The organism is Catenulispora pinistramenti (assembly GCF_018274385.1).
Taxonomy (GTDB): Bacteria; Actinomycetota; Actinomycetes; order Streptomycetales; family Catenulisporaceae; genus Catenulispora; species Catenulispora pinistramenti.
This window is the reverse complement of record NZ_JAAFYZ010000005.1, coordinates 1-12,991: the sequence shown is the minus strand read 5'-3', so window position 1 is coordinate 12,991 and position 12,991 is coordinate 1. Positions and strand designations below refer to the sequence as shown.

Genomic DNA, 12,991 nt, shown 5'->3' with positions numbered 1-12,991 from the left:
GGCGCTACCGCTCGGCCAGCTGCTCGGCATACAGCGACGCCGGCTGCACCGGCGTCCCGGCCGACACCATCACCGCCGGGAACCCGGGCACCAGCGGCGGGGCGGCCTTGCCGAGCGCGCCGAAGGACCAGTTGTAGGAGGTCGGCGGGCTCTGGAAGGAGTAGGTGCCGGTGTCGCTGTTCCACGCGACCTGCGTGGCCCCGGCCCAGCCCTGGCCGCTGCCCTCGTTGTCGCGGTCATACAGCGACAACTCGGTCGCTGACGTGCCACCGGCGCCCTCGCGCATCACCAGGTGGTCGTAGAGGGTACCGGAGGCCCAGCGCTGGTGCGGGCCGGCGTCGAAGCGCTTGCTGCCGACGTTGGTCGCGGTGCAGTCGCTGAACACGTTCGGCCCGGCGGTCTGCGCCTGCGTGGCCCAGGCGTGCAGGTTGCTGCCGGAGACCTGGCAGCGCAGCACCAGCGACTGCTGACCGGCCAGCGTGTAGGCGACCGGCTGGGCGTGGACGTCCTGCGGGATCGCCTTCTCCATTCCCAGCGCCGAGGTGTCCTCCAGGGTGATCCGCTTGGCGCTCTCCCCCACGCCGCCCATCCCGGAGCCGAAGTCGTCGGCGACGATGTCGCGCGCCCAGCCGCCGTCCACGGCGTCGAACGAGGCGAAGGAGGACGCGAAGTAGCCCGTGGTCGCGTAATCAGGGGCCTGGGTGAACGCGAGGCCGTCGGCCGACAGGTGCTCGACGCCGACGTCGCTGATCCGGCCGGGGAAGGTGTACGGCCACACCACTGCGTGCGTGTACTGCTTCTCCAGCGCGTTGGTCAGCGGGATGTCGATGGTGACGGTCTTGGTGGCCGGGTCGAGCGCGGTGATGGTGCGCTCGAACTGCAGGCCCGCGTTGGGCTTCCACTGCACGGTGCCGCCGCCGGAGCGCTGCGGGATCTTGTCCATGCCGATGGCGTGGATCCAGTTCTGCTCCTGCGGCCGCTGCACGACCACGGCCTGCCCGGCCTTCAGATCCGCGGTACTGGCGACGTGGAAGGTGGTGGCGCCGATCGGGACGTAGTCGTCGGTGACGGCGACCTTGGCCCCGGCGGCCTGGAGCTGCCCGGAGCCCGCGAGGGACACCACGGCGCGCGGGGTGCCGGTGGCGACCAGGTGGGTGCCGCCGGTGCCGGAGCCCGAGCCGCGCAGGACGACGCCTGAGGCGCTGATGGTCAGCGCGCCGCCGATCCGGAAGTCGCCGGGGCCCAGCAGGACCGCGCCGCGCAGGCCGTCCGCGTTCAGCGGCAGCGCGCTGACCTTGGCGATGGCGGCCTGGATGCGGGAGGTGTCGTCGCCGGAGGACGCGGCCTTGAGCGTGACGGCGACCGGGGCGGTCGGGATCGTGGTCTTGCCGTTGCCGTAGCCGGCGTAGGAGAAGTCCGGGACGCGGTTGCCCTGGGAGTCGGCGCCGTAGGCGAGGTGGCCGTTGGCGAAGGTGATCCAGGAGGTGGTGGAGCTTGCCGTATCAGAGCTTTCAGAAGCCGCCGCGGCCGGCTGGACGGTGTCCGACGAGGGCTTGCCGGTCGCCGCGTTCGGGCTTTGTTGGCAGGCGGTGGCGGTCAGCAACAGGGCGGGGAGGGCGGCGAGGGCACGGAGAGCTCGACGGTTCACCCCAGCAGGCTGACAGGGGGTGTGTAGGAATCGAGTAAAGAAGCTTAATCGGAGCTTCGGGTGCGGCGACGTGGGCGCTTGCCGATGGCGGGTCCGGGAGTAGGTTCCGCAGCGTGACAGAGCATGGATCCGCTCGCTCAGGCCCGACCAGACGACAAGCTCTTTCCGGCGCGGCGGTACTCGGGACCGCCGCCACGCTCGGCGGCACGTCGGCGGCCGGGGTCGCCGCCGCCGCGACGTCGGGGGACGCGACCCCGGCCGCCGGCGTCACCGACGTCACCGGCGTCACCGGCGTCACCAGTCAGAGACCGAGCCGGGACCTGCGCGAACTGCTGGCGCAGATCGACCCGGAGCGGCTGAAGGCCACCGTCCTGAAGCTGACCACGTTCGGCACCCGGCACACCCTGTCCAGCCAGACCGATCCGGCGCGCGGCATCGGCGCGGCCACCGACTGGGTGGCGGCGCAGCTGGAGGCGATCGCGGCGGCCTCCGGCGGGCGGATGACCGTGCAGCGGCAGACGTTCGTGCAGCCGGTGGCGTCGCGGATCCCGGTGCCCACGCCGATCACGAACATGATCGCGACGTTGAAGGGCACCGCGGCCACCGAGCGGGTGTACGTGGTCACCGGGCACCTGGACTCGCGCGTCACCGACGTCATGAACTTCACCAGCGACGCCCCCGGGGCCGACGACGACGGCTCGGGCGTGGCCGCGGTGCTGGAGATGGCGCGGCTGTTCGCCACCCGCGGCTTCCCCGGGACGTTGGTGTTCGCCACGGTCGCCGGCGAGGAGCAGGGGCTTTACGGCTCCGCCTACATGGCCGCGCAGATGAAGCAGGCCGGGGCGGACGTACAGGGGATGTTCAGCAACGACATCGTCGGAGCCAGCAGTGCCTGGGACGGGACGCCGCCGAGCCCGCACACGGTACGGCTGTTCGTCGAGGGCGTGCCGACGTCGGAGACCGCGGCGCAGGCGGCGATCCGGCAGGAGGTCGGCGGGGAGAACGACGGGCCGTCGCGGCAGCTGGCGCGGTTCGCGCGGGACGTGGCCGCGAACGACGCCACCGACATGGACATCCGGGTGATCTGGCGGCGGGACCGGTACCTGCGCGGGAGCGACCACATCTCGTTCCTGGAGCAGGCCTACCCGGCCGGGCGGTTCACCGAGCCGCGGGAGAACTTCGACCACGAACACCAGGACACGCGGGTCGTGGACGGGGTGCAGTTCGGCGACCTGGCAGAGTTCTGCGACTTCGACTACCTGGCCCGGGTCACCCGGGTCAACGCAGCCACGCTGTGGTCGCTGGCCGCCGGGCCCGGGACGCCGAAGGGCGTGACCATCCTGACCACGCCGCCGGCCGGGTTCAGCGGGATCAACACCACGACGCTGACCTGGACCCGCGGGGACGACGCCGGGTTGGCGGGGTACGAGGTGGTGCTTCGGGAGACGACGGCGGCGGCGTGGACGGAGGTGCTGCCGGTGGGGGACGTGACGACGGTGACGCTGCCGATCGCGAAGGACAATGTGCAGTTCGGGCTGCGGGCGGTCGGGGTGGATGGGATGCGGAGTCCGGTGGCTTTTCCGGTGGTGGGGTAGGCGCCCTGTGGCTGACCGGGGACGCTGTGGTTGACCGGGGATGCTGCGGCTGACCAGGAACGCTGCGGCTGACCGGCGGCCGTGTGGGTGGGTCGCGGGTAGCGTGGCGGGTGATGGCTTCGGTCTATGCGGAACACCGCCACGGCGCGCGCCCGGCCGCTATGTGGCGTGCACCTGGACGCAGGCCAATACCGGCCCGGGCGAGTACCGGCAGCTGGTGGTGCCGGACGGCTGCGTGGACCTGATCTGGCACGACGGGACGTTGGAGCTGGCCGGGCCGGACCGGGAAGCCTGGGTGGCGCGGGTGGCCCCGGGCGCGGCGTTCGCGGGCGTGCGGCTGCGGCCGGGGGCGGCGCGGCTGCTGCTCGGCCGGATGCCGGTCGGCAAGGTGCGCGATCGGCGGGTGGCGCCGGAGCTGGCGACGCGAGACGTGGCGCCGCTGCTGGAACGGCTGCACGCGGCCGGCTCCGCGGACGCGGCGGTGCGGGTGCTGGACGACTTCGTGGCCGCACTCACCCCGCACTACGAGCCGGACGCGGCGGTCGAGCGGGTGGTCGGGCTGCTGCGGTCCGGCGACGCGCCGCACGTCCCGGCGCTCGCTGACGCGGTAGGCCTGTCCGAGCGGCAGTTGCGGCGGCGGTTCACGGAAGCGGTCGGCTACGGCCCGAAGACGCTGCACAGCATCCTGCGCTTCCAGCATGCGCTGGACCTGGGCCGCGCTGCGCCGATCGGCCTGGCCGCCGTCGCTTACGAGGCCGGATACGCGGATCAGGCGCATTTCACGCGGGAGGTGCGGCGGCTGGCCGGGATGACGCCGACGGGGCTGCTGGGAGTCGGCGGGTAGGCGGCGCGCGCTGAGCTGCTCGCGACCAGCACGCCCAAGCCGAACACGATGGGTTGCTCGCAGTCGGCAGATAGGCGGCGCGCGCCGATCTGCTCAGGGGTCGGGCGCCGGTCGCGCCGGGTCACACCAGGTCGGGCGCCGGTCCAGCCGGGTCACGCCGGTCGCGCCGGGTCGTGCCGGGTCGCGCCGGTCACAGCCAGCCCAGTAGGCAGCAGCGCCGACCGAACACATTGGCGCCCGAGATGCGCTTGGCTTGTCGCCATGGCCATGACTCTCACCCTCAGCGTGGATCCGACCCCTGACGCGCCGGCCCTGCTTCTACGCCCCTGGCGCGAATCCGACCTCCCGACCGTCGTCGCCGCCTACCAGGATCCGGCGATGCGCCGCTGGCTTTCGGTGCTGGTCGACAGCGAGGCCGAGGCGCGGGTGTGGCTGGAGCGGCAGGCCCGGCGGTGGGCGGACGGCAGCCGGCTGGGCTTCGCGATCGAGGAGCGTGGGCGGGTGGTCGGCCATTTCGTGGTGAAGGGGGCCGACACGGCTGCCGGAAGCCAGACCAGTGTCGGGTACTGGACGCTCGCCGACGCGCGGGGCCGGGGCATCGCGTCGAGGTGCGTCCAGCGGGTCAGCGACTGGCTGTTCGGGCCTCAGGACCTGGTGCCGGCCGAGGTGGTGGAACTCGTTCACAGTGTCGGGAACGCTGCCTCATGTCGGGTCGCCGAGAAGTGCGGCTACGCCCTCATCGCGACGATTCCGGCCCAGCCGCCGCAGTTCCCGGACGAAGGTCACCGGCACGTGCGCAACCGCCCATAAGCCCGCAGCGTCCGCAGCGCCTTGAGCGTCACCAGAGGCCGCGCCTCCAACTCCGTGCTCGGCGACCACTTCGCCCAGTTCATCGGCCAGCCCCCGTCCGGGTCCTGCGATGCGGCCAGGTGGTCCAGGCTGCGGCGCATCTCCTCGTCGGTGAACCACGCCCGGGCCAGCGTGTCGGGCGCCGGGGCGTAGTCGTGCGGGTAGTGGTGCTCGCCGGGTGCGTAGCCGGGGGGAATGACCGCTTGTTCGGGATGGGCGGGGTCGAGCAGGACTGTGCGTTGCTCGCGGACCAGCTTGCCGATGCGGTCGGCCTGTGCGGCGGCCCAGGCGCGATCGGGTGCGGCGTCGAGGAACAGCAGTGCCGCCTCGACGCCGTAGGGATGGGTCTGTTCCAGCGCCTCGACTTCGCGGCGGGCGAAGGCCAGGGCGGCGGGGATCCAGGGGTGGGTCACTCCGCTGCGTAGCGCCGGGGCCAGGATCTGGCCGGTCGCGAGGAGGTCGGCGGCGGGGTGGTCGCTGACCGGGAGCCACGGGGGCCGCGGGTAGGCGGCCAGGGTCGGCAGGATCGCCGGGACGCCGCCTTCGGGGGTGGCGACCGTGGTCAGCCAGTCCAGGATCGGGGGCACGGTCGTGGCGTCGAGGCGGCCGGCGTCCTCCAGGACGGTCAGGGCGGTCGCGACGACCAGTGGCTGCGGGGCCGGGCCGCGGACATCGGGTTCGAGCCCGTACGCGTAGCCGCCGTCCGGGGTGCGATAGGCCGCCAGGGCGGCGGCCAGGCCGGAGCCGTCCGGCGCCGCACCATCGTGCGCAGTGCCGTCCTGCGCGGTGCCGAACAACACCTCGAAGCGCCGCTGTTCCAAGACGCGCCCGGAAGCCCACAGGAACGCCGCGGCTCGCTCCAATACAGATGCGTTCTCGGGTGCGTTCTCGGATGCCTTCTCAGATTCGTTCTGGTTCATGCCGCCGACGCTACCCACGGCCACCTGGGCGGTCTTGAACGTTCCGGCCACGCGTGCCGCATCCCACAGCCGATGCGCACGACAGGTGCGGGGTCCGGCTCTAAGGTCGGCTATAGCAACAGTGAATATTCAGTTCAGTTGGGAGAGCCCTAGTCGTGAGCGCACCGCACATCGGTTACGCGGCCATGTTGGAGCAGTTCGGGCCGATCGAGGTCACGGACTACTCGGCGCTGGCCGAACAGCACGGCTTCACCGGCACCATGGCCGCCGACCACTTCCAGCCCTGGGTGCCGCAGCAGGGCAACGCGCCGTTCGTGTGGAACGTGCTGACCGCCATGGGCGAGCGCACCACGACGGACCTCGGGCCCGGGGTGACCTGTCCGTCCTTCCGGATGCACCCGGCGATGGTGGCTCAGGCCTCGGCGACGCTGGAGGCCATGTACCCCGGGCGGCACTGGCTGGGCCTGGGGTCCGGGGAGGCCCTGAACGAGCACATCATCGGCGGGTACTGGCCCGAGGCGCCGACCCGGGTGGCGATGATGTTCGAGGCCGTCGAGGTGATCAACAAGCTGTTCACCGGCAAGGACGTGAAGCACTCCGGCAAGTACTTCACGCTGGAGACCACCCGGCTGTGGACGATGCCCGCCGCCCCGCCGCCGATCTACATCGCCGCCGCCGGCCCCTACACCTCGCGCAAGACCGGCGAGCTGTGCGACGGGATCATCACCCCGGGTGCGGCGCACTCCAAGGTCGCCGGGGTGTTCGAGAACTTCGCCGCCGGCGCGCGCAAGGCCGGCAAGGACCCGGACACCATGCCGAAGATCCTGCAGCTGCACCTGTCCTGGGCGCCGACCGACGAGGAGGCGCTGGCCAACGCGGTGACCGAGTGGCCCAACGGCGGCATGAAGTTCCCCAAGCAGGACATCCGCTCGCCGTTCGACTTCGAGCAGATGGCCAAGCTGGTGCGGCCGGAGGACTTCGACGGCCGGATGGTCATCTCCTCCGACCCCGACGTGCACCGCGCCTCCATCCAGGCCTTCCTGGACCTCGGGGTGGACCGGATCTACCTGCACAACGTGGGGCGGAACCAGGCCGAGTGGATCGAGGCGTTCGGGCGCGAGGTGCTGCCGAAGCTGACGCGGTAGTCGCGGGCGGTAGCGGCACGCGGTATTTCGCAAGCCGTAGCCGCAGGCGGTACTTCGCAAGCGGTAGCCGCGGGCGGTATTTCGCAGGGCACCGGTGTGATGGTCGGCCGACTGGCCCGGATGGCTGACATCCGGGCCCCCGGCGCGCCACACCCCGCAACCCCCGGCGTGGAGGTTCGTTCTCGATCACCGAGGGGGCGCGTGGACGCCCCCTTTCGTCGATCCTCAAGGAACACCCATGCACGGGTTCGTGAAGAAGGGTCTGCTGCTCTCGCTGGCCGCGGGCTCGATGATGGTCTCCGGCGCGGGCGTCGCCGCGGCGGCCGACTCGGCCGGCACCGAGGGCGTGGCCGCCGACAGCCCGGGGCTGGCGGCCGGCAACGTGGCGCAGGGCGCGGGCGACGTGCCGGTGCAGGTGTGCGGGGACGCCGGCGGTGCCGGGGCCGCGCTGCAGGACGTGCTCGACAACCGCTGCACCACCTGGGACAACCACGCCTCGATCCGCGGCGCGGCCGCGGACGACCCGGGCGCGGTCTCCGGCGACGTGGTCGGCGGCGCGCTGGACGCCCCGGTGCAGGGCTGCGGCCTGACCGGCGCGGTGGCCGGCGTCCGGACCGAGGCCGAGGGGAACTCCTGCGACGACGTGCACACCTCGGCGACGGCCGTGGGTGCCACCGCGGACGACCCGGGCGCGGTGTCCGGCGACGTGGTGCAGGCCTCGGTGAACGCGCCGATCCAGGCGTGCGGCGACGCGTTCGTGGTGGGTGCCTTCGGCACCGGCGCGGACGACAACCGCTGCGTCAACAGCTGACGAACGCTGACGAGCGCCGACGGACACTGACAAACGCTGACGAACGCTGCGAGATCCGAGCCCGGAAGGGTGCGGGCGCACATTGTGCACCGCTCCCCCGGGTCCGGCCACCGGGTTCGGCAAGCGGCGTCTGGACCCGGACTTTCCGGGGTCTTTTGATCGCTCTTTCGGGGGAAAGCGGGGTTGGCCCGGCGCGCACGCCCCGCGTCTGACAGCACACTGACTGTCAGATCCGCAGCCCCCGGTGGGTGCGGCGCAGATGGGGAGGTGGGGGCGCGTGACGACCCGGCACAGGAAACCCGGTCCGATACGCAAGGCCGCTGAGACGCTGCTGGGCGGTGCCGCGGGCATCGGGGCGGTGACCGCGGTGGCCACCGTGATGCACACCGGGGGGACGCCCGCCGCGGCCGGGACGACCCAGACCGCGCCGGCTTCGGCCGGGGCCGCCGCGGGCGCGGGCCCGGCGGTGGTGGTGACCGGCGACACGCCGGTGTCGGACGTCGCGGACCCGGCGTCCCCGGACGCGACGGGGTCGGTGACCCCCACGGACGTCGCGACGAACCCGCGCATACAGTACCAACCCACGCACGCCGCCCCGACGCGCGGCTTCGAGCCGGTCAGCACGCCGCTGCCGACGCAGGGCTCGACGACGCCCCCGCCGGTGCTGCGCTCCCGGCCGACCGATCCGCCGACGAGCGGCCTGCCCAGTGGCGCTCCTACCGGTGCTCCGACCAGCGTGCCGACCTCGACGCCGACCACCCCGGTCAGCACGCCGACCTCGCCGGCCCCGCCGACCACCACCCCGTCGCAGCCCGGCGAGGGCGGCGGCGGTGGTAGCGGTGGCAGCGGCGGCGGTGACGGCGGTCTCGGCGGCCTGCTGAGCGGGGTTCTCGGGACGCTTGGGACCGTGACCGGGACGGTGCTCGGCCTCGGACGACACTGAGCAGGAGCCTGAGCAGGAGCCTGAGCAGGAGCCTGAGCGGGCGGCTGGGGCGGGCTCGGACCGGGCCCGCCTCAGGCCCCGCTCAAACCCTGGCTCAAACCCGCCTCAGGCCCGGCTCAAGCCCCTGACCTCGCACCGTCGCCCTGGCGAACCCCACCAACCCCGGCAGCCTCAACTTTGTCAGTGGTTTGACATTCCGGCGAGCTGCGGAATCATTGTCCTGGCACCGTGTTCACATACTGCATCGCACACGGCGCACCGTCGAACACGCAGCCCCCGGGCGTGGCCAGGACCCCGTCGAACCCCAGGCCGAACACCGCTTGGGCACCGGCGGCCAGCGGTTGCCGCCAGGCCGCCGGCGTGACGCTGACCACGTCGCCGGCCATCGCGGTCTCGCCGGTGTCCGTGGGCTGGTGCAGGCGCGCGCCGGTGACGTGGAAGGTCAGGTGCCAGCCGGCCAACGGAGCCCGGCCGGTATCGGTGATCGTGACGTCGGCGCGATAGCCGTCGTCCCAATGACTGGTTACCTTGAACTGCACGAGTGCGGAGGCTGAGACGGGAGCGGAGGATGTCGCGGCGGGCACAGGGGTCGACGGAGTCGGCTGCACGGGCGGGGTGCGGCTGGTCCGCGGCCCCGGGCCGGCGGTCCCCGGCGCGCCCGGGATCAGAGCCCTGGGACCTGGTTGGCAGACCACGCCGCAGTCCGACGACGACGCGTCCCGGTCCCGGTCCGGGCCCAGCCGGCCCAGGACCAGCAGCCCCGCGCAGCCGGCCGCCACGGCCAGCGCCCCGATCACGGCCCACCGCACGGTGCGTCCGCGCCAGCGTTCCGCGAGTCCCGTCGTGTGCTCACCCACTGCGCCTCGACCCCTCCTCGTCCGTTCCCCGGCCCTCTGATCCGGTTTCGCCCGCTATCGCGATGTCTGCCCCCGTACATCCCTCCATCGGGTACAGTTCGGCCGGCATTGCCGTGTTCTTCGCGGCCGGGTGCCACGATCGGGGGCACAAGCTATCGCCGAAGCCGGTACGGGGCACAACGTCCGTGGCCGGGCCGCTGGTGGAGCGGCCACCCGACCGAGCGGGAACGCCGCGCCGGGTGGGGCGAACGACCGCACACGGTGAGGATGTGTCGGCATGATTGTGTCTGGGCCCCCGCCGGGGTCCGCACGGACCACCCACAGGACGGCGGGAATGGCGTCGGCGTTCGACCTCTCCGGTTTCTCGGTCACCGACATGGTCGTCGCCTCCGGCGAGCTCCGGGCCGCCACCGCCGGGGCCTCGACCATGGAGGAAGGCTCGGCGGCCATCGTGGAGTGGCTGCGGCACGCCTTCACCGATCCGGCGACCGGCCGGCCGGCGTTCGCGCTGGCCCGGATGTTCCACACCGTCACCTGGGACCGCCTCACCCCCGATCTGCACTCCTACGTCGCCACCCGGGACCCGGCCGCCGCCGCGAACGACGACGGGCTGCCGTATCTGACGCTGCTGGCCACCTCCGGCGACCACCCGCACTGGGGGGACCGCCGCAACAGCCGGGACCACCAGGCGATCCCGCTGTCGGCCTCGGACGTGGTGCGGCGCGCGCCGCTGGCGCTGGCGTTGCTGGACCGGCTGCTGGGCCTGCAGCCGGCGGCTGAGCCGGTGCCGGGGCGGGCGAACGGTAACAACGAGGCGGCCGGGCTGCACGCGCGGCTGCGGGACCGGTTCGACGTCTTCCACGTGCCGGAGGCGCTGGGCAGCCCTTATGTACCGACGCCGGAGTTCGTGCGCGACTACCAGATCCGCTCGGCGATCGCGCTGGGCGCGGTGCTGGACTCCGGCGGGCCGGACCACCCGGATCTGCCGGGGGTGCGGAACACGTCGCTGTACACGGCGTTGCTGTATTCGCGGGTCCGGATCCCGGCCGAGACCGCGACGCACTTCCGGACGCTGGCCGCGGCGATCCGGCTGGCGCTGACGCCGCTGCTGGCAGCACCCTTGTTCGCCCCCTCTGCCCCGGCGGTCGGGCACCAGGTGTTCGGGGCCCGTAACGGGAACGGCACCAGCAACGGGACCGGGAACGGCGTGCGGAGCACCGGTGCGGCGGGTGCGGCCGGGAACGGCGTGGCGGGCGGGAACGGCGCGAGCCCGGCCCCGACTGCGGCCGCGGGGTCCAACGGCACCGGTACCGGCGGTGGCGGTGGCAACAGCAACGGCGCAGGCAACGGACACCGGGCGCCGGTGCCGCTGGTGCCGCAGCAGGCCTCCGCGCCACCGCCGTCGTCCTCCTCGGTGCCCACCGTCCCCGGCGACGGCAACGCCGCCGCGCTGGCGGCCGAGGCCGAGCTGCGGGCCTCGCAGCGGAGGCTGACGCAGGAAACGCGGATCGTCGAGACGCTCTACATGATCGGGCAGTCGCTGCACCGGGAGCTGGACACCCGCAAGATCGCCAAGCTCGCCACCGACGCCGCCACCACCGCGATCGACGCCGAGTTCGGGTCCTGCTTCTACACCCTGACCTCCACCAACGGCCAGGCCCAGACCCGGTTCGCGCTGGCCGGGAGGATCCCGGTCGAGCGGTTCGAGAACCTGCCGATGCCCCGGCCGACCTCGCTGGTCGGGGCGGCGTTCCCGGGCACGGCGCCGATCCGCTCCGGCGACGTCACCGCCGACCCCCGCTACGGCCAGCGCGCACCGTTCCACGGCCTGCCGCCGGGCCACCCGCCGGTGAAGTCGTTCCTGGCGCTGCCGATCACCACGATCGGCGGCACGGTACTGGGCTCGATGTACTTCGGCCACTCCGAGCCGAACCGGTTCACCGAGCGCGACGAGCAGATCGTCAAGGGCATCGCCGGCCAGGCGGCCTCGGCGATGGACAACGCGCGGCTGTACCGGCTGGAGCGCGAGACCGCGGTGGAGCTGCAGAACTCGCTGCTGCCGGCCTATCCCCCGCAGCTGGCCGAGCTGGAGATCGCGTTCACGTATCTGCCCGGCGCCCAGGGCACCCAGGTCGGCGGCGACTGGTTCGACGTGATCCCGCTGTCCGGCGGCCGGGTGGCGCTGGTCATCGGGGACGTGATGGGCCGCGGCATCAAGGCCGCGGCGATCATGGGCCAGCTCCGCACCGCGGTCCGCGCCTACGCGGTGATGGACCTGCCACCGGGGCAGATCATGCACCTGCTGAACCGCCTGGTCTGCACCATGCCCGCCTCGGCGGCCAGCAGCTCGGCGGCGGTGAGCACACTGAGCGCGACCGGCACCCACCCGGCCGGCATCGGCGCCCTCGGCGCGGCCGGCGACGACGGCGTCGCCGAACAGATCGCGACCTGCGTCTACGCGGTCTACGACCCGGCCGAGGAGGTACTGACCTGGGCCAGCGCCGGCCACATGCCGCCGGCGCTGATCACCCCGGAGGGCACGGCGCACCTGCTGGAAGACGACCTCGGGATGCCGCTGGGCATCGAGGAGGCGGTGTTCGACGAGGTGATCCAGCCCCTGGCCGGCGGCAGCAGGCTGCTGCTGTACACCGACGGGCTGGTCGAGTGCCACAACGCGCCGCTGACCGAACGGCTGAACCGGCTGGCCACTGAGCTGGTGCGCTCTGACGACGTGCCGGGCGCGCTGGCGCTGTCGTCGTCTTTGGGTTCGGGCTCGGGTTCAGGCTTGGGTTCGGGCTCGGGCTCGTCCGCAGCTTCAGCAGCAGTCTCATCCGCCCCGCTCGGCGCGGAGACAGTCCAGCGCACCTGCGACCGCCTGCTACACGCGATGCTGTCCGGCGACGAGCACGACGACGTGGCACTGCTGATGGTCCGAACCCGCCCGACCCGCATCCGCAAGGCGGCCCTGGACCTGGACCCCGACCCGATGGCGGCGCGGGCCGCACGCCGGTTCGTGACGGCGACACTGGAGGACTGGGACCTGAACCACCTCACCGACGACGTGCTGTCGGTAGTAACGGAGCTGGTCACCAACGCGACCCAGCACGCCGCGACGACCAGCCAACTGGCGCTGCGCTCGCACCCCGGGCGACTGATGGTGGAGGTCGCCGACTGCGACGGGCGGATCCCGCGGCCGGCGGTCACTCAGGCTATGGACGAGCGGCACCGCGGGTTGTTGATAGTGGCTCAGCTTTCGCAGCGGTGGGGGGTGCGGCCTACGGAGCGGGGGAAGATTGTTTGGGCTGAGATGGGTGAGGGGGAGGTGGATTAGGGCTGGTTTCGGGCTGGGTTGTTTCAGGTGGGCTGTTTCGGGCTGGGG

Annotated in this window: 10 protein-coding genes; 7 read left to right on the top strand and 3 right to left on the bottom strand. The window is 72.6% G+C overall.

Translation table 11 applies throughout. The features are described from left to right. Nucleotides 1-4: 4 nt before the first annotated feature. Complete coding sequence (locus KGQ19_RS02185; RefSeq protein WP_212007334.1) at nucleotides 5-1,648, bottom strand: hypothetical protein; 1,644 nt, start codon at nucleotides 1,646-1,648, stop codon at nucleotides 5-7. Nucleotides 1,649-1,761: 113 nt separating this feature from the next. On the opposite strand from KGQ19_RS02185, the gene KGQ19_RS02180 reads away from it, so the two are divergent. The 3 genes from KGQ19_RS02180 (at nucleotide 1,762) to KGQ19_RS02170 (ending at nucleotide 4,897) form a co-directional block, all read left to right on the top strand. Next, entirely contained in the window at nucleotides 1,762-3,243 is a 1,482-nt protein-coding gene (locus tag KGQ19_RS02180; protein ID WP_212007333.1) for a M20/M25/M40 family metallo-hydrolase, read from the top strand. 163 nt (nucleotides 3,244-3,406) lie between these two features. After that, entirely contained in the window at nucleotides 3,407-4,087 is a 681-nt protein-coding gene (locus tag KGQ19_RS02175; RefSeq protein WP_212007332.1) for a helix-turn-helix domain-containing protein, read from the top strand. A 261-nt stretch (nucleotides 4,088-4,348) separates the two neighbouring features. Further along, the gene (locus KGQ19_RS02170; RefSeq protein WP_212007331.1) at nucleotides 4,349-4,897 is read left to right on the top strand and encodes a GNAT family N-acetyltransferase; all 549 of its coding nucleotides are present in this window, start codon (nucleotides 4,349-4,351) and stop codon (nucleotides 4,895-4,897) included. Here KGQ19_RS02170 and KGQ19_RS02165 read toward each other — a convergent pair. Further along, the gene (locus KGQ19_RS02165; RefSeq protein ID WP_212007330.1) at nucleotides 4,870-5,856 is read right to left on the bottom strand and encodes a hypothetical protein; all 987 of its coding nucleotides are present in this window, start codon (nucleotides 5,854-5,856) and stop codon (nucleotides 4,870-4,872) included. The genes KGQ19_RS02170 and KGQ19_RS02165 overlap by 28 nt on opposite strands. A 155-nt stretch (nucleotides 5,857-6,011) precedes the next feature. Between KGQ19_RS02165 and KGQ19_RS02160 the strand changes: the two genes are divergently transcribed. The 3 genes from KGQ19_RS02160 to KGQ19_RS02150 all read left to right on the top strand — a co-directional run bounded on the left by KGQ19_RS02160 (nucleotide 6,012) and on the right by KGQ19_RS02150 (nucleotide 8,755). Then, on the top strand, nucleotides 6,012-7,001 hold the full coding sequence (locus tag KGQ19_RS02160; protein ID WP_212007329.1) for a TIGR03557 family F420-dependent LLM class oxidoreductase: 990 nt from the start codon (nucleotides 6,012-6,014) through the stop codon (nucleotides 6,999-7,001). A 238-nt stretch (nucleotides 7,002-7,239) separates the two neighbouring features. Continuing rightward, nucleotides 7,240-7,812 carry a chaplin gene (locus KGQ19_RS02155; RefSeq protein WP_212007328.1) on the top strand — a complete coding sequence of 191 codons (573 nt, stop codon included), beginning with the start codon at nucleotides 7,240-7,242 and terminating at the stop codon, nucleotides 7,810-7,812. 277 nt (nucleotides 7,813-8,089) lie between these two features. Continuing rightward, a complete protein-coding gene (locus KGQ19_RS02150) occupies nucleotides 8,090-8,755 on the top strand; it encodes a hypothetical protein (protein WP_212007327.1) in 666 nt (221 codons plus the stop codon). A 212-nt stretch (nucleotides 8,756-8,967) separates the two neighbouring features. Here the strand turns inward: KGQ19_RS02150 and KGQ19_RS02145 are convergent, their stop codons facing one another. Continuing rightward, complete coding sequence (locus KGQ19_RS02145; RefSeq protein ID WP_212007326.1) at nucleotides 8,968-9,612, bottom strand: cellulose binding domain-containing protein; 645 nt, start codon at nucleotides 9,610-9,612, stop codon at nucleotides 8,968-8,970. 334 nt (nucleotides 9,613-9,946) lie between these two features. On the opposite strand from KGQ19_RS02145, the gene KGQ19_RS02140 reads away from it, so the two are divergent. Next, the gene (locus KGQ19_RS02140) at nucleotides 9,947-12,943 is read left to right on the top strand and encodes an ATP-binding SpoIIE family protein phosphatase (protein ID WP_212007325.1); all 2,997 of its coding nucleotides are present in this window, start codon (nucleotides 9,947-9,949) and stop codon (nucleotides 12,941-12,943) included. The last annotated feature ends 48 nt before the right edge of the window (nucleotides 12,944-12,991 follow it).